Raw genomic sequence first — 19,161 nt, 5'->3', positions numbered from 1 at the left:
CCAATTGTTAAATGTGTTGGACTCAAGCTAAAAGCGGCGTTTGAGTTTGAACCTTGCTCAACGTAAAACCTAGAAAGACTTCACCATCATCACACGGAACGAGCGAGGTTCCAGTGGATGAAAATGGATATCTTCTTTCGCCGTAGTCTCGCCTTTCAATTGCGAGGCGTAGTAATAATCAATGGCTGAATCTTTACGATTACTGAGATTAAAGCCTTCTAATTCCAGTTTTAAGGTTGGGCTGAATTTATAACTGATGCGACCGTTCAGCGTAGCACTTGGACGCGAGCGTACTGAGTTATCCTCGATCAAAGCGCGCGGTCCGAAGTAGCGTAAGCGTAGTGCACCAGACCAGTTGCCGAGTTTCTCAAAATTGGCGGAGAGCTGTGCTACACCTTCCACTGCACCAACGACATAAGATCCTGCAGAGTCAAAATCTCGTGAACGCGCTTTGGCGTAAGCGGCGTCAAAATCGATAGAGAGCCAGTCGGTCGCTTGATAATTGTGTGACATTTCTATGCCGTAGCGGCGGCTAGGGCGACCCGCTTCGGTAGTTCCCGCATCGCCGACGAAGTTGAGTTCGGAATCAAAGTCAAGCCGATAAACCGCGAATGAAGTTTGTAGCTTCGGAATAAATTCACTGCGTACGCCTAACTCCATGCCATGTGAGCGCACTAGGCCAGGAGATTTTGCAGTAGCTTCTAAGCTTTGAGGATCAAGCGTGGTTAAAGTCGCACGTGCATCATTGCTGTGAAAACCATTGCCAAGATTGAAGTAAAACTCAGTTTTCTGCCAAGGGCCGAAAACCAAACTGGCACTTGGGCTCCAGATGTGATCGCTGGCTTTCCCGGAGTTTGCTTGACGGTCGCCATTCACTTTGAATTGGTAGGCGTCATGGCGCAGGCCAAAATTAGTGCGGAAGAAATCGGTCCAACGCGTGCTGGCGTCGAGGTACAAGCCCAAACTTGTTTCAGTAATGTGATCTTGGCGCACCGTGGAGAGTGCTTGACGTTCTCGAGTCTTATATAGGCCATTGAAGATATTGTCGTTTTGTAGCTGACTGCCTATGCTGATGTCGGTATTGTTGCCTTGAAAATGCGTATGCCAGGTATGGCTGGCATTGATACCGCTGGTGATGCGACGATCTGGTTGACTAAATTGATCGCCATTGATGGGGTCGTCCATGAAATAAGTGAAATTAGAAAACAGGTCTAATTGATTTCGTATCAGATAGGCGCTGACCTTACTTGCTTCATCGGTATTCGTGCGGCGCCACATGCCAGATAAGCTGTAACGATGGGCTGCACCGCCATCAGTCTTGTCTATAGTGTCGAGGCGATTATTAAGTGTCCCGTTTTGTAAGGCGCGTTGCGGAATTTGGTCAGTAGAATTCCAACTACCACGATATAACATCGCGGTCAGATTAAAACCATTGTTGGCGAAACCTTCGCTATAACGAAAGACCGCATTCACTTTTTTAAAATCGTCAGGACGGGTAAATGGGCCATCGTTACGCATCAATTCCAGCGCATATAGAAAGCTGCCATTGGCAAAATCAGGCGAACCAGCAAGTAGGCTACGGGCGAAATTATTCTCGCCTAAGGTGAGGCTCGCAATACTACGCGACAGGCGGCTGGCGTAAGTAATTGCAGCACTACCAGCGGAAGAAAAATCGCCTGTGGTCGACGAGTAAGGACCTTTTTTGTAATCCATACGTGCGGCCAATTCTGGAATCAAAAAGTTTAGGTCCGTCCAACCCTGGCCATGCGCATGACTGCGTTGGTTGACGGGCATATCGTCTATTGTGGTACGTAAGTCGGTACCATGATCGAGATTGAAGCCGCGCAAATAGAATTGATTGGCTTTGCCTTCGCCACTGTGTTGACTGACGATGACGCCAGGTATAGCTTCGAGTAATTCGCCCGGGCGATAAGTCGTCATCGCTTCTAGCTTTTTTTGACCAACCATACCCGCATTCGCGGCATCGGTTAAGCCTAGTTGACTGGCCCTGCTGCCATCGAGCAAAACACGATGCAAGACGGAGTCATCCGCCTGAGCCGGAGTGGCTAGCAAGAAGACGAATGGTGTTGCCAGGATAGTGGCGATCAGATGGGCTAGTTTTTTTTGTTTCATAAATTACTAAGCTTGCTCACGAAGGAAGTGCATCCATCGTCTCAGATAGTGGGATCAAGATCAGCGACGATGAATTTTAATGGAGGTCTTAAGGGATTTGATGTTCGCGTTTGCTACGCGTAAATGTCAGGCTTTGTGTGCTGCCATTTTTGGTAATATTCACGGTATTGACTTGATCAACTAAGAAATCGGTGAGCACCGCCTGGCGTATTGCCATTTGTTCGGGCAGCGTTTGTTTTTCGATTTCTTGAAATACGATGACAGAGTTGGGATCGATTTTTAGTCCTACCCATTTCAGTGGTAGTCGTTGCTCTTTGCTGCTGAGAATAAATTGCTGCTCTACATAGCGTTGAAATATCTGTATATCTTCTGGATCGCTTAAGTCAAACTGGCGCTGATATAGATTCTCCAGCAAAGCTTCGACATCATGGGCCATAAAAGTATGAATGATCTCGATGCTGCCCGTGTTCGGGTTCATGCTGATATCGGTGATACCAGCATGAAACCGATGAGCATGCGCTAGCGCACCGATACAAATCAGTGCGCTAGCCAAGCTAACTTTGAACAACTTGATAAAGTTAAATGTGCTCATCAGGACTCGATTACTTTACTTCTTTTGCTGGTTTAGCTGCGGGTTTAGTCGCAGACTTAGCGGCTTTTTCCACAGGTTTTACTTCGGCTGCTTTAACTTCTTTGGCCGCTTCTTTAGCCACTTCAGTTGCTGGTTTCGCAGCTTCTTTGGCTTCATCTTTGGCTTCTGGCTTAGCATCTGTTTTTAATGGCGTTTTGAAATCCAGCATCATGTCGCTTGGAGGGAAATTCATTTTGAATAATTCCAAACGTGATTGTGTGATCTTACGTGGCCAAGAATTATTATTGGTGTCGATATCCGCTGTTTCCAAATAAGGATCTTGCGTCAAGCTCACCATAGGCTCATCGGTAACGATCAGCTTAGTAAATTTCTTGGAGTTATAACGCCATACTTCAGCTGGAATACGCTGAATAAGTTTCTTACCGCTTTGCAGCTGAATTTCCAAAATCAAAGGCATGACCAAACCACCGACATTAGAGAAATCGACCAGATAGAAGTGCTTGCCCGATTTCAGCATCGCTTTTTCGTCTTCGTCCAGACCTTTCATCATGTCGTTGTAGGTATTACGATCTTTATTCGTGACGGTGAAGTCATCATATTGATTGTAGAAGTCTTTCAGTTCTGGATGGGAATCCAGACGACGTTCCAATTTACCTTTGTCTGCTTGATTCGCGGTAGAGGTAGGCTGAGATGCAAACTGCGCACGACGCCATGCTTTTTCTACTTCTGGATCTTTAGTAGACATGGTGTATTCAACGATACCGTCGATACTGATATCAACCGGATCCGTTGTGTAGAACCAACCGCGCCAGAACCAATCCAGATCGGTACCAGAGGCGTCTTCCATCGTGCGGAAGAAATCGGCTGGTGTCGGGCGTTTAAATTTCCAGCGTTGTGAATATTCTTTGAAAGCAAAGTCAAATAATTCACGACCTAAAATCGTTTCACGCAAAATGTGCAAGCCTGCTGCCGGTTTGGCATAGGCATTAGGACCAAATTGCAAAATAGATTCTGAGTTGGTCATGATAGGTACTTGACCTTGGCTCTTCATGTAATCAACGATGCCACGTGGTTCACCGCGTGTACCTGGATAGTTTTCTTCCCAAGCTTGTTCTGCCAGACTTTGTACGAAAGAGTTCAAGCCTTCATCCATCCATGTCCATTGACGCTCGTCCGAGTTGACGATCATAGGGAAGTAGTTGTGACCGACTTCATGAATGATGACGCTGATCAAACCGTACTTGGTGCGCTTGGAATAAGTTGCTTCGCCGGTTTTCTTGTCCTTAGTTGGGCGGCCGCCGTTGAAAGACAACATAGGATATTCCATGCCGCCTTGTGGGCCATTCACGGATTGTGCAATTGGGTAAGGATAGTCGAGTGAAAATTTATTGTATTGCTCGATAGTGTGAATAATCGCTTGAGTGGAATATTGACCCCACAAAGGATTTGCTTCTTTAGGATAGAAGGACATCGCTAAACCCGTGCTGGTACCTGCTTTGTATCCTTGCGCGTCCCAGATGTATTTACGGGAAGATGCCCAAGCGAAGTCACGTACGTTTTTGGCCTTGAAGTGCCAGGTCTTGGTATCGGTAGCACGTTTTTTTTCAGCCTCTTCTGCTTCTTTTTGCGTCACGATAACAACCGGTGTTTTTGCAGTACGTGCTTGTTTCAAACGATCGAGTTGTGTCGCTGTCAAAATTTTGTCAGCATTGCTCAGTTCGCCTGTCGCAGAAACCACGTGATCGCTAGGTACAGTCAACTGTACGTCGTAGTCGCCGAATTCCAAGGTAAATTCGCCGGAACCTAAGAATTGCTTATGCTGCCAGCCGTAGACATCGTAGTAGGCTGCCATACGTGGGAACCATTGGGCAATTTCAAAGATATCGTTTTTATCTTCTTTGAAGTGTTCAAAGCCATCGCGACCACCGAGCAATTTGCCGTTGCCGATGTTGTACTTCCAATCGATGCTGAAGGCAATTTTAGCGCCAGGTTTTAAAGCATTAGGCAAATCGATGCGCATCATGGTGCGATTGATGACATGTTTCAATGCCTGACCATCAGCGCCTTTTACGCTACCGATTTTGAAGCCACCATCGAAGTTGTCGCGCTCATTCATTACCGCCATCGCTTGAAAACTTACCGCATTTGGGTTTTTCCATGCATCGCGTGAAGGCAAAGTACGGGTGGTATTCGCATCAGAATCAGAACGGAAAATGTTCTGATCTAATTGTATCCACAGATAATTCAGCGTATCAGGTGAATTATTGTGATAAGTGATGGTCTCTGTACCAGTGATGGCACGCTTGGATTCATCCAGGGTGGCGCGGATCACATAATCAGCACGTTGTTGCCAATAGGCGTGACCAGGAGCACCAGAAGCGGCACGTACCGAGGTCGGCGTTGGCAATAACTCTTCTAATTGACGAAACTTGTCGTCGGATTGACCGCCAGCAAAAGCGGGCATGCTCAAACATAAGAGCACTAATGAAACAGGCAAACGCATTATTTTTACTCCATGAGGTGGAAGAAAATGGCAAGGATGAATTGTAATGATAAAAATATCCCTGCGCTTAGATCACTGACTGTTAGAAAAGTTCCTTGCGGTGCTTGGAGTTTTTTCTGGGGCACTTGAGATTTCAAAGCTACTGTGGAGCGCAATTCACGCGGAGCAAGCCTATGCATAGGCGCTATTCGCACCCCGGGACACTTAGAATTTAGGTATTTTTTGTGCAAACTGTGGTTTTAGTTGGTTATCCTGGCTTGCAGGCGCATCGCTGACATGAAACTACTAGGAATTTCGGTAAAATAACGAGCTTTCCATTATCTTTGTCACGTGATTTTTTTGAGCGCGGATAGGTAGCAGTTTTGAAAGAAATTTGCTCCCAAACCTACAAAGTAAGCGAAAAAATGAACGACAAAGTTAGCAAAAGATATTTTCTTTTCCTAGGCAAAAATCACATTTGGGTTTTCTTTTCATGTTTAAACAATTTCGGCAATCTCTATTAGGACGTTCAGATCAGGCTGACGAGAGTGACAGGATCTCTAGCGATACGCCTGTGCCAGAAAATACAGTGATTCATGATTCTGCCTCGCATAGCGTTCTCGACCAGATCGATAAAGAATGGAATTTGCAGCAAGCTGCTTATGCCAGATCCAAAGTCGAGCGTGATTTATTGATCGATGCGAATAGTCGTGTCGATTTTGAACAAGATTTACTACAAAAAATCCGCACGCGATTATTGGCGGAAAAGCAAGCTGAAAAATTAATGCAACAACGTCTGGAAAGCGAAGCAGAGGTTCTGAAATTATTGGAAGAGAAAAATATCGCTGAGCAGATCGTCGTCAATTTGGAACGCAATCGGGCCGAGAATGAAGCGAGTCTATTACTGAACGCGCAAAAAGTGGCAGAAGCGGAGCAGAAGGCTTTGAGCTTAGCGCGTGAACAATTGGAGGCAACCCAGTCGGCCGCTAAATGCGCCAGCGAACGTGCGCAGGCGGAACAGCAGGCAGCACACATGGCGCAGCAACGACGTGACGCAGAAGCGGAGCTGGTGGCTGCGCTTGAGTTGCAAGCCAAAACTGAACAGGAAGAGCAGGCTCAGGCGCAATTGCGGCTAAGACTCGAGCAAGAAACACTGGAGAAAATTCAACAAAAAAATGCTGTTGAACAGTCCAATCTGATCTTGAGTCAACAGAAAATTCAGGCCAGCCAGGACGCACATAAAGCGGTCGAGGAGCGCGTCAGGCAAGAACAACAAGCTCAGGCCTTACTATTACAAACGCAAACTGCGGATGAGCATCAAGTCGCTATCGATAGCGCCAAAATAGACGCAGAGAACGAATTAATAAAGGCGGCAAAATTGCGGGCGTCGATAGAGCGCGATGCCAAAGTAAAAAATACAGAACGTTTACTGGTAAGTCGTTTGGCGGAACAAAAAGCGCAAGAGAGAATAGCCGTTGAAGCCGAACTGGCACAGTTGATTAAAGAAAAAGCGCAGCAGGAAATTGAGTTGATGGAAACCGCCGTAGCCATGTCTATGGCAGAGCAAGAGGCGGAACAAATAGCCAAGCAAAAATCAACTCAGGAACACCTATTGATGCTGGCTGCAGAGAACCGTGTAGTAGCAGAGAATGAGGCATTGCAGTATGCGAATCGTCGTCAAGCCTCAGAAGCCGCTCTATTGCAACAAGTTGAACAGCGCACTCTGGTCGAACAACGCGCAGCAGCGGCAACAAATGAAAAATTAGCTCAGGTACAGGCGGCAGAGTCCTTGATGCAACAGCGCTTGCAAGCTGAATTGGATGCTCAGGCCGCAGTCTTGCAGAGGCAAGAAAAAGACACTGAGGTGATAAAAGCGGAACAGCATAGTTTGCAGCTTGAGACCTCATTGTTGGAGGCATCACGGCAACTAGCTGCCGCCGAAATCGCGGCAGAAAAAATAGCACGCGACAGAGTTGATGCATCGATTTTGGCGCAAAAAAAAGCACAAGAGCGTATCCAGGCAGAACTTGATGCAAAACGTTTGGTTGAACAAAGACTGTTGACGGAAGCAGAGTTGTTGAGCGCAAGCAAGGCTCAATTTGAGTTGGAAGCGCAAGCGGACGAGATGGCGCAACAAAGGCAAATCGCGGAAGAGAGAGCGCAAGCCCAATTTCAAGAGCAGCAAAATATCGTCGCTAATCTGCGGCAAGCGCAGGCGCGCCACTATGATGCAGAGCAGGTATTGCAAAGCTTAATTGTGCAACGTCAAGAAGCGCAGCAAGAAGCCGAAAGCATTTCCCAGCAAAGAGCAGCTGCAGAACAGCAAGCAGCGCAATTGACGCTGGATCTGGATGCGCTGACGGCACAGGTGGAGCATGAACGTGAGTTGCTGGCCGAGGCGCATCGCTTGATTGCCAGTGAATTGGCCTTGAGCCAACATGCTAAGGCGAAAATTCAGGCGGAAAAACAAGCTACTCTGATAGCCCGTCAACGCATGTTGCGTGAGCAGGAGGCGCAACAAATAGCTGAGCAGCGACAAGAATTAGAATTGCAAGCCGAGGCACTTGCACAAGAGAATCGTATTGCCGCTGAACCATTGGCTGCGCGATTCGCGGAAGGAAGTCAGACACAAACGCAGTTTATTGAACAACAAGACAGCAACGCAGACGACAACAAAAAATCTGAACCCTTGGCGGAACAAGCGTTTGCAGATCATGGCCAATCCGAAGCTGATAGCCTGACAGACGCAGCAGTTAACACAGGATTAAATGCCAGTGTTTGCGAAGTAGCTGTAAACGAGTCGGTCGATCATAATACGGATTTGAGTAAGATCGATTTGAGTGATGCGTCCACCGCACGTGTTCGTGACAACCCGATAGCGCTCGCAAATTACGACAGTAAAGATGAATTCGAACTCTATTTACAGCGTAATGCAAATAACTCTTGGCTGACCTCGACTCGTATCGCATTTGTTGTTACTGCACTGATCGCTGGCACTGTTTTTTGGTGGTGGGCCAAGCAGCCAACGCCACAAGTGCAGACTGTCGCAAGCCAGAAAAAGACGATGCCACTTGGTAAGGAAAATACCAAAACAAATGTCGATCAACATGTGAGTACTGCGCAAAATCCGACAACGAAGGAGTCGACGATATTTGAGCCCAAATTAGACAAGAATTTTGAAAAATTTTCGTCGAAAAAATAGGCTCCTGAAAAAGAGTGATTGAAATGAGCCTGCCGATATTGCTTACTCTCTGCAGGTTCGGGCAAAAAGAAAAACCACAACTGTATTTCTCGCTTATTTATGCAAATTAATAGCTTGAAAAGCGCCTGGCAATAGTGCCCCAGCATTGGTAGTCGTGATTTTTCCTTCCATATTCCCCAATGTGATCGCCAGCTCGTCGCCACCTAATTCCAGTATCACTTGACGACAGGCACCGCAGGGAGATATCGGTTCAGTTGTATCTGCAATGACGGCTAATTCTAGAAATTGATATGCACGGTATCCCGCAGCGAATGCATTAAAAAATGCGCTTCGTTCAGCGCAGTTACATAAGCCATAAGACGCATTTTCGACATTGCAACCATGAAAAATTCTACCGTCTCTGGTCAATAATGCGGCACCTACTTGAAACTGAGAATAGGGTGCATAGGCGTGCTGCCGTGCTAGCTTGGCTTGTTCCAGTAGGTCTGTATTTGGCATGGTATTTTTCTTGAAGTTGTATGGATGAGGTTTAAGCTAAATTCGAGTAGCAATTCGTGACAGTTGCGCGGAACTCACTTCAATCACTTGTTCATCCTTGGTAAAAAAGTGAATCAATCAGAACGCTTCTATTTGACACAATAAATTCAGAATCGTCATGAATGCGTTTTCGGAATAGATTACTTTCTAGACGGTATCGAGTACTCTTTGTGCTTAGCGCTATCGCGTTCCGGTTTAGCGAATTAGAGTTGATGTGCCGCTTAGAAATTACCCAAAGCAATGACGCCCACCGCGATACACAGTGCGCCTGCTAAGCGTTGCAAGCGATCACCTTCATCTAATAAATGGCCACCGATTAGTGCCGCGAATAACATGGAAACTTCGCGTGCGGGCGCAACATGGCTTAAAGGCGCAGATTGCATTGCGTATAAAACCAGTACATAAGAAATCGGGCTGATGCCACCGACGATAAGCGCATATTTCCATTCTTTTTGCCAAGAGATTCGAGTGGCTTGGATATCTCGTAATAAGCTAGGCAGCAATAAAGCGATACGGGCGAAATTGCCAAAATAGTCGATCAAAATGGGCGAGAGCAAAAGTACTTTCACCGCATAGCCATCGAGTACCGTATAGCCAGCGATAAACACACCAGTAAATAAGCCATAAAATATACCTTTACGCACGCGTAAATGCTGTGTCTGGTTCACACCACTTGCGTTCGAATTTGATTTTAAGCTGTGCAAGAGTTTAGGGCCACCCGCAATTAGAAAAACACCAGCGACTACCGCTAAGATACCCAGACCACCAAAGAGCGATAAATGCTCACCTAAGAAAATCAGGGCGACTGCGGACGATAGCAAAGGGCCTGCACCACGTGCCAGTGGATAAACCACGGTAAGATCTGCTTTGCGATAACCACGCAGCAAAGTAATAAAGTACAAGACATGCAGTAAGCCACTCAAACCTATGAAACTCCACTCCAGCCAACCCCAGTTGGGCACGACATCCCAGCCCACATAAACACCGACCGGTGCCCATACCACTGCCATGATGATGGCGGTCAATCCGGCGAAGCGCACGTCGCCACCGGCTTTTTTTGCCGCGATATTCCATAAAGCGTGAATAAGACCAGCGAGGATAACTAGGAGGAAAGCAGAGAGCGGCACGGGAAATAAGGCTTAATAAATCAAGCGTTAGTGTAACAAATACGATTTGCGAGCGGGAAATTGTTTTATTCCAATGTCGAAACTGTGTGTCTATGGTTTTTCCTATTCACGATTACCAATACTTTTTTGTAGCACAACAGGCCTGAAGAAATTACACTCCGGCTTTGAACTTGAATATCGGATAAAGGAGGCGCAATGAAGCACTTCGTTTTGTTATTGATCGCGGGCTTAACTTTGTACGGCGTGTGGCAACTCACCCAACCTTTACTTCGGCGCTACGCCGGACCCGCGATGACGCGGCATTTGTTACGCATACTGGTGTTTGTTTTAGTTTTATTTGGCTTGTTACTCTTGGCGTATTACTTCCCACCGATTCACTTACTTTAATTTGGAAAAAATGATGAAACGATTTAACGCAAAATACTTACCACTCAGTGTCATTTTATTGGCAGGACTATTGACTGGCTGTACTCAGATCGATACTGGTAATGTGGGTGTTGAACGGACTTTAGGCAAAGTGGGTAAAGATGCTTTGCCTCCTGGTGTGTATTTCACCGTGTTTAAAACGGTCGATGAATTCACTGCGAAAGAAGTGAATTTTCAATTGCAGGATATGACACCTAAGAGTCGTGACAATTTGACGATGAAAGATGTTGATATTGATATTTACTTTAAGACTATGCCTGCTGCGATTCCAGCTTTATATACCAAGTATCAAGGTGACGTCGTTCAACATAAACAGGTGGTCAAAGATGGTACCAGCGATTTGGTGATGGCATATAGCCGTGTGTCACGTGAAGCGCGTGAGGCCGTATACAAATCCATCGCCCAGCTTGATGCCACGACGATGCACACCAAACGCACGGAATTGGCGGAAATGGTACGCGCAAGTTTGCAGGCTGAATTAGATGCGAATGATAAAGGTGCGTTTTTGATTACTGCTGTCAATGTGCGTAATTTATTAACTGACCCGGCAATCGAGGCAGCGATACGACAACGTGCAGAGACCGATCAGGCGATTCAAAAGAAACTGAAAGAAGTGGATCTGGCTCGTGCTGAGGCCGAGCGCTTGATCGTACAAGCGGAAGGCGAGGCGAAAGCGAATAAAATTATCAGCGAGTCCTTGACGCCAGCATTGAAGGAATTGCGGCTTGCAGAAATTCATCGCGATGCGGCTATTGCGGTTGCCAGTAAAGCAGGAAATACGGTCTTGTTGGGGAATGCCACGCCTTTGGTGAATGTGAATAAATAAAGTGTTAGCTGCATAAATTGATCGTGCTTAAGTTTGCAAAAGCTATTCAATTTTGCAGAACTTAATATGCAGGTGGACGTATACCAATACAGACGAATATTTGCCGCCACAATGCAGTCATGAAAAAACGCCCGTTTAGCAAAAGTGCTGAACGGGCGTCTTTTTTTTGATGCTGATTATGTTCAGCTTATTGTACGGTTGCTAGTAAACTAGCGCCATTCATTGCAGCATAAGCTTTCACTAGCACGTAGTAAGTTCCCGCTTGTGGTGCGCTGAATGTGATGGTTTCGGCGTTAGTGGCACCATCAGATTTCTTATCGTAGGTCGTGGTGGTCGGGGCTGCACCCAGTTTGGCGTATATATCGCCATCACCTGTGCCGCCAGACAGTTTGAAGCTCAGCGAGGTTTTTCCACTTGGTACCACTATGCTATAGGTTTTCGTGGCATTGAGCGCCATGCTACCTAGGCTGACTGCGACGCCACTGGTTAATACATTGCCGCTTGTGGTTTGGTAACTTGCTACCAGTGATGCGCCGCTGACCGCGCTGGCTGCATTGGTCAGCACATAGTAAGTGCCTGCTGTTGGCGCTGCGATCGTAATGGTTTCAGTGTTATTTGCACCGTCTGATTTTTGTAAATAGCTGGTGGTCGTTGCGAGGCTACCTAATTTCGCGTAAATGTCTAAGTCGCCAGTGCCGCCACTTGTTTTGAATGTCAAATTGCTGGCGCCGCTCGGTACGACGAAACTGTAATTTGCCTGTGCGTTGGCTGCGCCTGATACTGCAACTGATACATCTTTTGTCAGAGGAATTGTGCTTGGAGGTAAAGCTGGACCATCGCTGCCGAGTTCGACTGCGAACGAAGTCGCGAGACGGCCAAATTTCAGCGCATGGTTGGCTTGACTACCCATATTGGCGTAGGTATCGCCTGTGCCATGAATTTTAGGATTACTTTCACTCATCGCCGTCTCAAATGGCATCGACGTTGGATAGCCCTGTGCGTGCCAGGACGCATGGTCAGAGCAACCGTAGCCACAAGTATCGTTGCCTATGGTCAGAGTCGGTTGATAGGTGGTAATCAGATTGCCAACAAAGGTATTTTGCGCTGCGTTGGTGTAGTCCGTGTATAAGTAGATGTCCTTAGCCGAACCTTTATAGTTGGTCATATCGAGCTGCATAACACCGATCACTTTGACACCGTCTGTTTTGAATTTTTTCGCGATTTCTGCTGAGCCTTTCAGGCCGACTTCTTCTGCCGCATAAGCGATAAATTTGATGGTACGGCGCGGTTGGTAATTGCTGGCTAGCATGACCCGAATGGCTTCGGTCAAACTGGCGATACCTGATGCATCATCATCGGCGCCCGGTGCCTTAGTCGTCTCAGTGGTACCGGCAGTGTTGATCGAATCTAAGTGGCCGCCCAGAACCACAACTTCCGATGCATTATCACTACCTTGCATAGTCATGATGACGGATTTTTGTGGGAAACCAGCATGAGTGAATTGTTCGACGGTGACATTGCTACGGCCATTCGCCAACGCCAGCCATTTGTCTCTGATCCAATTGGAACCGTTGACACCGCCCGTGGTGGTGTAATAACGATTCACGAAAGCAGACAAATCCACGATGGTTTGACCGATGTTGCTTGCTTGCATCTGCGTCAAAAGTGGCGTGACTGTACTTTGGTTATCGATGGTGTAAGACGGCGCAAGACTAGCGATTGCAGAGGCTGGCGCAAAACCCGCAGCGGTATTGCCCAGCGCGGCACGACCAACGGCTTCACTGCTATGTTCAATAAAGCCGCCGCAACGCTTTAGCTTTTCATGAATCGCACCTGATAAGGCATGAATTGATGATTGTTCAACTTGCACCAAATGTATTCTTTCCTGGCTACTAAAGCCCGTTGAGCCAGACTCAACCAGACGACTTTCGGTAAGTATCGTGGTGGGGGCAATTTGTTTTAATTCTTGGTAGGCTTTATCACCGAGGGTGATCCAGACTTTTTTCTCGCCCGCTTGTATCGTGACACTGCTCGTAACTGCCAGGACTAAACCTAACACTAAACTCGATAGTATTCTCTGTTGCATGTCTCTCTCCCTGTTTTTGACGACTTGCTTGATTGCAAGCTTGGTTTGACTCACTTAGTTCGAATAATTAGTTCGATTTGTTGATCTTGATTGTCACCACGCCTTTGCTTGGTAAACACAGGACTGACACTGAGCCTCATGTAGGTATGCAGTGGGCGACAATCGGGAATGAGTAGAACAGAGAATGAGATTGACGGAAAGTCAATGCTATTTTTTTTTCAAGCGAGATAAATGATCATTGATCTGCGAACCGAAGAATCTTTCGTAGATATTAAATATGCCTTCGATTCACGCAATTCATATAAAAATAGCTTGATTTATACGATATTATGCTCATAAAAGTAAATTCAGTTTGCTATTTAAAGTGCACTTCATATTGTGGTAATTTTTATCTGGTATTAATATATTTGTCGATTAAGTTTCTGTATTGAATTGTTTTTAAAAGAATTTAATTTTCAGTGACATCAAGTGGTATTTAGCTTCCTCAGCTAGCTAAACCGACTGATCTCGCCTAAGCCTATTTTTGGTATCATGAACTTCTCAGTTGAATTTAGGAAACAAGTCGTATGCAGAGTTATCACATCGCTTTAGTAACAAGTGCGGATTTACCTGAGTTATTCGGCGGCGAGCAATTATTGCCTCTTGCTTTGGAGGCGCTCGGCATGAAAGTTAGTATCTGTGTTTGGGATGCGCCAAATCTGGATTGGACGGAGTTTGATGCTATTGTGATTCGTTGCCCTTGGGATTACCACGAGAAATTGCCTGAATTCTTGACATGGTTGGATCACCTGGCGCAGTTGCAGATTAAGGTCGTGAACGACTTAGACACGCTGCGATGGAATTTGAATAAAAACTACTTGTTCGAATTGCAGAACGCGGGACTAGCCTTGATTCCCAGCATTTGTTTAAAACCAGATGACCAGCGTTCACTCGACGACTTATTGGTTGCCATGCAGACCGATGAGATAGTGGTAAAGCCAGTGCAATCAGCCGGTGCCTGGCGTACTTTGCGTGTGCAAAAAGGCAAAACTGCATTACATGAAAATGATTTCAATCAGTGGCGGCTGGAACAGGATTTTCTAGTACAACCCTTTATGCCTGAAATCGTGACGCAAGGTGAGTGCTCTTTAGTTTTCTTTGATGGTGCCTATAGCCATGCCTTGATCAAGCGTGCCAAACAAGGTGATTTTCGGGTGCAGTCCGATCATGGTGGCAGTGTCGAAGCGATGCAAACATCACCGGAATTGATTGCGCAAGCGGATAAAATTGTGCAGGCCTTGCCGCACATGCCTTGTTATGCCAGAGTGGATGGCGTGATACGTGATGGGCAATTTTTGCTGATGGAGCTGGAGTTGCTGGAGCCTGAATTGTTTTTAGAATTGGATGCGCAAGCGCCGCAGCGTTTTGCCCAAGCCATATTAGGTCAACTGCCCAGGGCCTGAGGCAAACTAAGTCAAATCCAGGGCCTGCGCTATCTGATACAGTTTAGCGACGGTATTCATATTCCGCGCGGTTCCCGATTTGGCTGCCGGAATAATCAATCTCGACTTCGCCATGCCATTGCCGTAGTACACATAGAGCGCGCGGTCGCCGCAAACAAGTTCTTCTTCATCTTTGTGTTTAAGGGTTTCTAACATCGTAGTGCTGCTTGCTTCATTGAGAAACAAGCAGATACTTCGATTGCCCTCTTTGTCGGCAAAAGGATTATCGTTCAGCAGTTTTTTGAGTTCCTCAGGAGTGCGGATAAAAATACTGACTGCTTTTCCTGCATAGTTTGCCAAAGCCGCCTCTAATAAAGCCTGACATTTTTTTGCGCTGTGTTCGCTGCGAAAGACGACATTACCGCTGGCGATGTAGGTCCTCACTTGTTGAAAGCCTAGTGCCTCGCACATAAGGACTAAATCCTTCATAGGTAGCTTACCAGTGCCACCCACATTCACTGCGCGTAGTAAAGCAACATAAATAGTCATTTTGTAGTGCTTCTCCGTGTTCAAATTAGGCACTTAAGAGGGTGACCACCGCGGCATAAATCAGCAAAGAGATGAAAGCAATCATGAGTAAAGCTATCGTGCGCCACAAACTAGCAAGGATACCTAAACTATAGGCATGCCTCAGTTGTACAAACATATGCACGGGCGGTACCGTCATAAATAAGACGCCTGCTATCCCGGTGAAATCAAATTTTGATAAAACCGCGATACACATTAACAGCAGACACATAAAAGATAATGAGTAGAGTGAAAATACCGCATGATCAAACATCACATATTTTCGTTTGAAGGCAAATAGCAACCATAAGAATGGCAAGGAAATCGGCATCAATAAAAAAGCTGAGCTTGCCGCATTTTTTTTCATCTTATAGAAAGTTAGCTCACGATTTTTGTCGGCATGCGCTAAGCCTTCTCCAATAAAGGGGATTTTTGATAAATCAGCGTCAAGATTGCCATCAGCTTCGATTATTTGAGCATTAGTCTCTGCGCTGGTTGTAGGCGAGCTAACTTTTTTATCATTCTTTGGTGTTGATTGATTGGGATTGAGCTCAGGCGTCTGTTCAACTTTTGCGATTTGGTTTTGTTCTAGACGCTTTTTGTAATACTTAATTTCGCGTTCAATATGACGAATTTCTTGCGCAAGCTCCCAAGGTTTAACTTCAGAAGCTGATTTTTCCGCGGTGCTGAGTGCATCATACGCGGTCTCCTTCGCACGTAATTCAGCTAAATTTTTTTCATTGGCATCTAGCTGTTTTTGCGCGTCTTGAAGGTCGACGGTTTTCCCATCAATAATATCTAGGCGATCTTGAAATTTTCGAATGTCTGATTGTAGTTCTTGAATTTCTTGTCTCAGATCAGTCGCGTCTGAGCTGCCAGGCGGCAGTTTTGCTAAAGCAGTCGATTGCTCTTGCAGCATGGCTTGACTGGTTTCCAATTTTTTGACCATGTTTTCACGGACAACCGGAATTTTTAGAATCTCATCACTAGGTCCTTTCATCGTCACTGAAAAAACAAAGAACATCAAAAAAATCAGGAATAAAAAAAGCGCTAATGGCGAGACATATGAAGTCCGTTTGCCCTCAATGTAATCTTTCGTCAAATGACCGGGTCTGAAAATCAAGGCCGGAATGGTACGCCATGCTTTGGTATCAAAATGAAAGATACCGTGTAAAACTTCTTCAAACATATGCGCTAAGGAGCGGTGTATGTGACCCGACTGACCGCAGGCATGACAGTACTTTCCTGTTAACTGTGTCCCGCAATTGCCGCAGTGCTTAGGATCTTGATTGGAGCCACCTTCGTTTTGAGTTGGCCCCATTTCATTGATTAAGACTAAATCCGTTAGGGTTTCTCCCGCACCACTCATTTCTATTCCCATGACTTACCTCATATTTTTGTTGTGGCGATTGTGCCTCATTCGCTCAATAGTCTCAAGCTAAGTATTTGGAAAAAATAGCTAGGCAGCTTGACATGGATGTTGTGGCGGGAGATGAGGATAATTTTTCAAATCATAATCGTTTGGTATTGCCTTGAGGAAATGCTGCGAATACACTGGATTTTCACTTCCACTGACTACAGCCGATGATAATTAAGCTACAAAGATTGCTGGTTCACTGCATTGATACGGTGCTATCGATTTGCCTGGCGCTGGCTATCATAATGAGCAATTTTGATGTTCAGGCGCAAAGTGCAAATCTGGTCGCTCCAGCTAGTAAGGATCAGTTCTCGAGTTTTGAACTAGCGATGGATAAAATCGCGGATCAATATGGAAATGATGATAGTCAGGTCTTAGCGCAATTAGTGAAGATAGAACCGCAAAGTAAAAACCTGAAAGACTTTGCCACGCTGAGCGCCTACCGCTGCTACTTAACAACACAACTGAAACAAGTCTCCGCCTATCAATCTATTTTAAAGAACTTGAAATCCATAGTGACGGAAGACGGTTTCAAGACGTCGGTGCAAGCGGCGATTGAATTGTGTCAAATGTATGCCGAAGTAGATACGAAAAAACGCGATCAGAGTTTGGCGCGGGCTTTTCACTTTGTGAAAAACTCCCAAGCTGCAACCTTGCGTTATTGGATCAGTACTTTATACGTGACACTAGCAAGCCGGCAAGGTCGGGCGCGTGATGCCATCGATGCGGCGAAGATGGCTATCGATGTGGCTAGGGCTAATCATGATATTTTTAGGCAAGCGGTTTCCTTGCGTAGTTTAGCAATGGTGGAAGTAGACTATGGTGATAAAGAAGAAGCCTTGACCCATATTGAGGAAGTCGTCGCATTACGTAAAAAAATCTCGCCAGAATACATAGATACCGATAGCCTACTAAATCGTGCTTACATTTTGGCTGCGCTAAAACGTTACGACGAAGCACTTAGCGCGTACCGAGAAGTAGAAGCCATAGCCTACAAGCAGAAAGAAGATACGGTGCCACCGATAGTCTGGAGTAATTATGCTGATATCGCTTATGCACAAGGTGACTTTCATCAGGCTCAAAAGGAAATTAATCGCCTCTTAATTTGGTCACAGAAACATAATGACGTCTCCTTACATAGCTACGCAAAAATGACAGCGGCTCAGCTAGCCATACAAAACAAGAATCCAGAGCTAGCACAACAGCTATTTAATGAAGCTGCGAAGTTTTTTCAACAAGAAAATGATCAGGTAGCGATGCGTGATTTTTATGGAAGCATGGCGAGCGCATACGCAAAAAATGGCTATTTTGAACAAGCCTACACGGCATTGGAACAAAAACTAGACTTGAGTACCCGCATTGAGAGAGAGAGCCGTGGGCATGCTGCCAATGAATTACGAGAACTACTTAAAACAGAAGAACGTGTCAAAGAAAATCTCAGCTTGCAAGCCGAGGTCGAGAAGAACCGATTGAGCCTACAACGCTGGGTATTCCTGGCGCTTTTTTTGCTACTGGCGCTTGCCTGGTCGGTGCGTTTGTTTATTCAAATAAGACAACGTAATTCAGCGTTGCAAATAGAAAATAAGGAATTAGATATACAAAGATTTCAAGATCCGTTGACGCAATTATTCAATCGCCGTTATGTGATGGAAAATCGCAATGCAATATGGCAAAAAATTCAAAACCAAAGCGCGGCCATGCTCATCATCGATGCTGATTATTTTAAGAAAATTAATGACAATTTTGGACACCCTGCCGGTGATGCTGCCTTGATTGAAATTGCCAGACGTATCCAATTGATTGTGCGTGATAGCGACATCGTCGTGCGTTGGGGTGGTGAAGAATTTTTGATTTGTAGTTTTGCCTGTGATGCCCAACAAGCGGGCATGATGGCAACTCGCATTTTGACTGAGCTGCGAAGCTTACCCATGGAATTCGACGGCCAACAAATACACTTAAGTGCTTCGATAGGTTATGTCTTGATGCCCTTGCAATGGCGTTCGACGAGGCAAGTCAGCTTTGAGGAAAGTATCAAATTCGCCGATGCGGCGTTATACCTGGCAAAAGCTAAAGGGCGTAATCGTGCAATTGGAATAGAAAAAATAGTCTCTCACGCACGCGAACATACAAAATTCTTTGAGCAATTAGAAGATGCTCTTGCAAATGGAGAAATCCAACTTAAGGAAATTGTCGGGCCTGCTCCTCCTTGATTTGTATGTATTGGATATAGGTTATTGGGGATTAAATTTTATCTATATCCAAGATTTTTTATTGTCGATAAAGAGCGGTACTGTTACAGTTCTGCGCTTTGCTATATAAGCAATGACAATTTTAGTGGCGCTTTT

General features: G+C 45.7%; 13 protein-coding genes. 5 read left to right on the top strand and 8 right to left on the bottom strand.

The features are described 5' to 3' along the window. Window positions 1-69: 69 nt before the first annotated feature. From AC1RR2_RS16515 to AC1RR2_RS16505, 3 genes are all read right to left on the bottom strand, one after another. Complete coding sequence (locus tag AC1RR2_RS16515) at window positions 70-2,133, bottom strand: TonB-dependent receptor (protein ID WP_493223369.1); 2,064 nt, start codon at window positions 2,131-2,133, stop codon at window positions 70-72. A gap of 88 nt (window positions 2,134-2,221) precedes the next feature. Then, window positions 2,222-2,725 carry a DUF6702 family protein gene (locus tag AC1RR2_RS16510; RefSeq protein WP_493223368.1) on the bottom strand — a complete coding sequence of 168 codons (504 nt, stop codon included), beginning with the start codon at window positions 2,723-2,725 and terminating at the stop codon, window positions 2,222-2,224. Between the two features lie 10 nt (window positions 2,726-2,735). Beyond that, window positions 2,736-5,228, bottom strand: coding sequence for a M1 family metallopeptidase (locus AC1RR2_RS16505; RefSeq protein WP_493223367.1), 2,493 nt, complete (start codon window positions 5,226-5,228; stop codon window positions 2,736-2,738). Window positions 5,229-5,700: 472 nt separating this feature from the next. On the opposite strand from AC1RR2_RS16505, the gene AC1RR2_RS16500 reads away from it, so the two are divergent. Next, window positions 5,701-8,409 (top strand): coiled-coil domain-containing protein, encoded by a 2,709-nt coding sequence (locus AC1RR2_RS16500; RefSeq protein WP_493223366.1) that lies wholly within the window; start codon window positions 5,701-5,703, stop codon window positions 8,407-8,409. A gap of 93 nt (window positions 8,410-8,502) precedes the next feature. Here the strand turns inward: AC1RR2_RS16500 and AC1RR2_RS16495 are convergent, their stop codons facing one another. Continuing rightward, complete coding sequence (locus AC1RR2_RS16495; protein WP_493223365.1) at window positions 8,503-8,907, bottom strand: cytidine deaminase; 405 nt, start codon at window positions 8,905-8,907, stop codon at window positions 8,503-8,505. A gap of 260 nt (window positions 8,908-9,167) precedes the next feature. Further along, window positions 9,168-10,073: a DMT family transporter gene (locus tag AC1RR2_RS16490; RefSeq protein WP_493223364.1), complete on the bottom strand. Its 906-nt coding sequence runs from the start codon at window positions 10,071-10,073 to the stop codon at window positions 9,168-9,170. Window positions 10,074-10,268: 195 nt separating this feature from the next. Here AC1RR2_RS16490 and AC1RR2_RS16485 point away from each other — a divergent pair, with 195 nt between their 5' ends. Both AC1RR2_RS16485 and AC1RR2_RS16480 read left to right on the top strand, forming a co-directional pair. Continuing rightward, window positions 10,269-10,460: a hypothetical protein gene (locus AC1RR2_RS16485; protein ID WP_493223363.1), complete on the top strand. Its 192-nt coding sequence runs from the start codon at window positions 10,269-10,271 to the stop codon at window positions 10,458-10,460. A 13-nt stretch (window positions 10,461-10,473) separates the two neighbouring features. Beyond that, entirely contained in the window at window positions 10,474-11,325 is an 852-nt protein-coding gene (locus AC1RR2_RS16480) for an SPFH domain-containing protein (RefSeq protein WP_493223362.1), read from the top strand. Window positions 11,326-11,512: 187 nt separating this feature from the next. Here AC1RR2_RS16480 and AC1RR2_RS16475 read toward each other — a convergent pair whose 3' ends face one another. Continuing rightward, window positions 11,513-13,411 carry a M20/M25/M40 family metallo-hydrolase gene (locus AC1RR2_RS16475; protein WP_493223361.1) on the bottom strand — a complete coding sequence of 633 codons (1,899 nt, stop codon included), beginning with the start codon at window positions 13,409-13,411 and terminating at the stop codon, window positions 11,513-11,515. Between the two features lie 566 nt (window positions 13,412-13,977). Between AC1RR2_RS16475 and AC1RR2_RS16470 the strand changes: the two genes are divergently transcribed. Then, on the top strand, window positions 13,978-14,853 hold the full coding sequence (locus AC1RR2_RS16470) for an ATP-grasp domain-containing protein (protein WP_493223360.1): 876 nt from the start codon (window positions 13,978-13,980) through the stop codon (window positions 14,851-14,853). 6 nt (window positions 14,854-14,859) lie between these two features. Here the strand turns inward: AC1RR2_RS16470 and AC1RR2_RS16465 are convergent, their stop codons facing one another. After that, window positions 14,860-15,381 (bottom strand): DUF1697 domain-containing protein, encoded by a 522-nt coding sequence (locus AC1RR2_RS16465; protein ID WP_493223359.1) that lies wholly within the window; start codon window positions 15,379-15,381, stop codon window positions 14,860-14,862. A 25-nt stretch (window positions 15,382-15,406) separates the two neighbouring features. Next, window positions 15,407-16,780 carry a DUF3667 domain-containing protein gene (locus AC1RR2_RS16460; protein WP_493223358.1) on the bottom strand — a complete coding sequence of 458 codons (1,374 nt, stop codon included), beginning with the start codon at window positions 16,778-16,780 and terminating at the stop codon, window positions 15,407-15,409. Between the two features lie 281 nt (window positions 16,781-17,061). Here AC1RR2_RS16460 and AC1RR2_RS16455 point away from each other — a divergent pair, with 281 nt between their 5' ends. Continuing rightward, entirely contained in the window at window positions 17,062-19,026 is a 1,965-nt protein-coding gene (locus AC1RR2_RS16455; RefSeq protein ID WP_493223357.1) for a tetratricopeptide repeat-containing diguanylate cyclase, read from the top strand. Window positions 19,027-19,161 lie beyond the last annotated feature (135 nt).

This window comes from Undibacterium sp. GW821-FHT11H02 (assembly GCF_058808015.1).
This window is presented reverse-complemented; position numbering and strand designations above follow the sequence as displayed.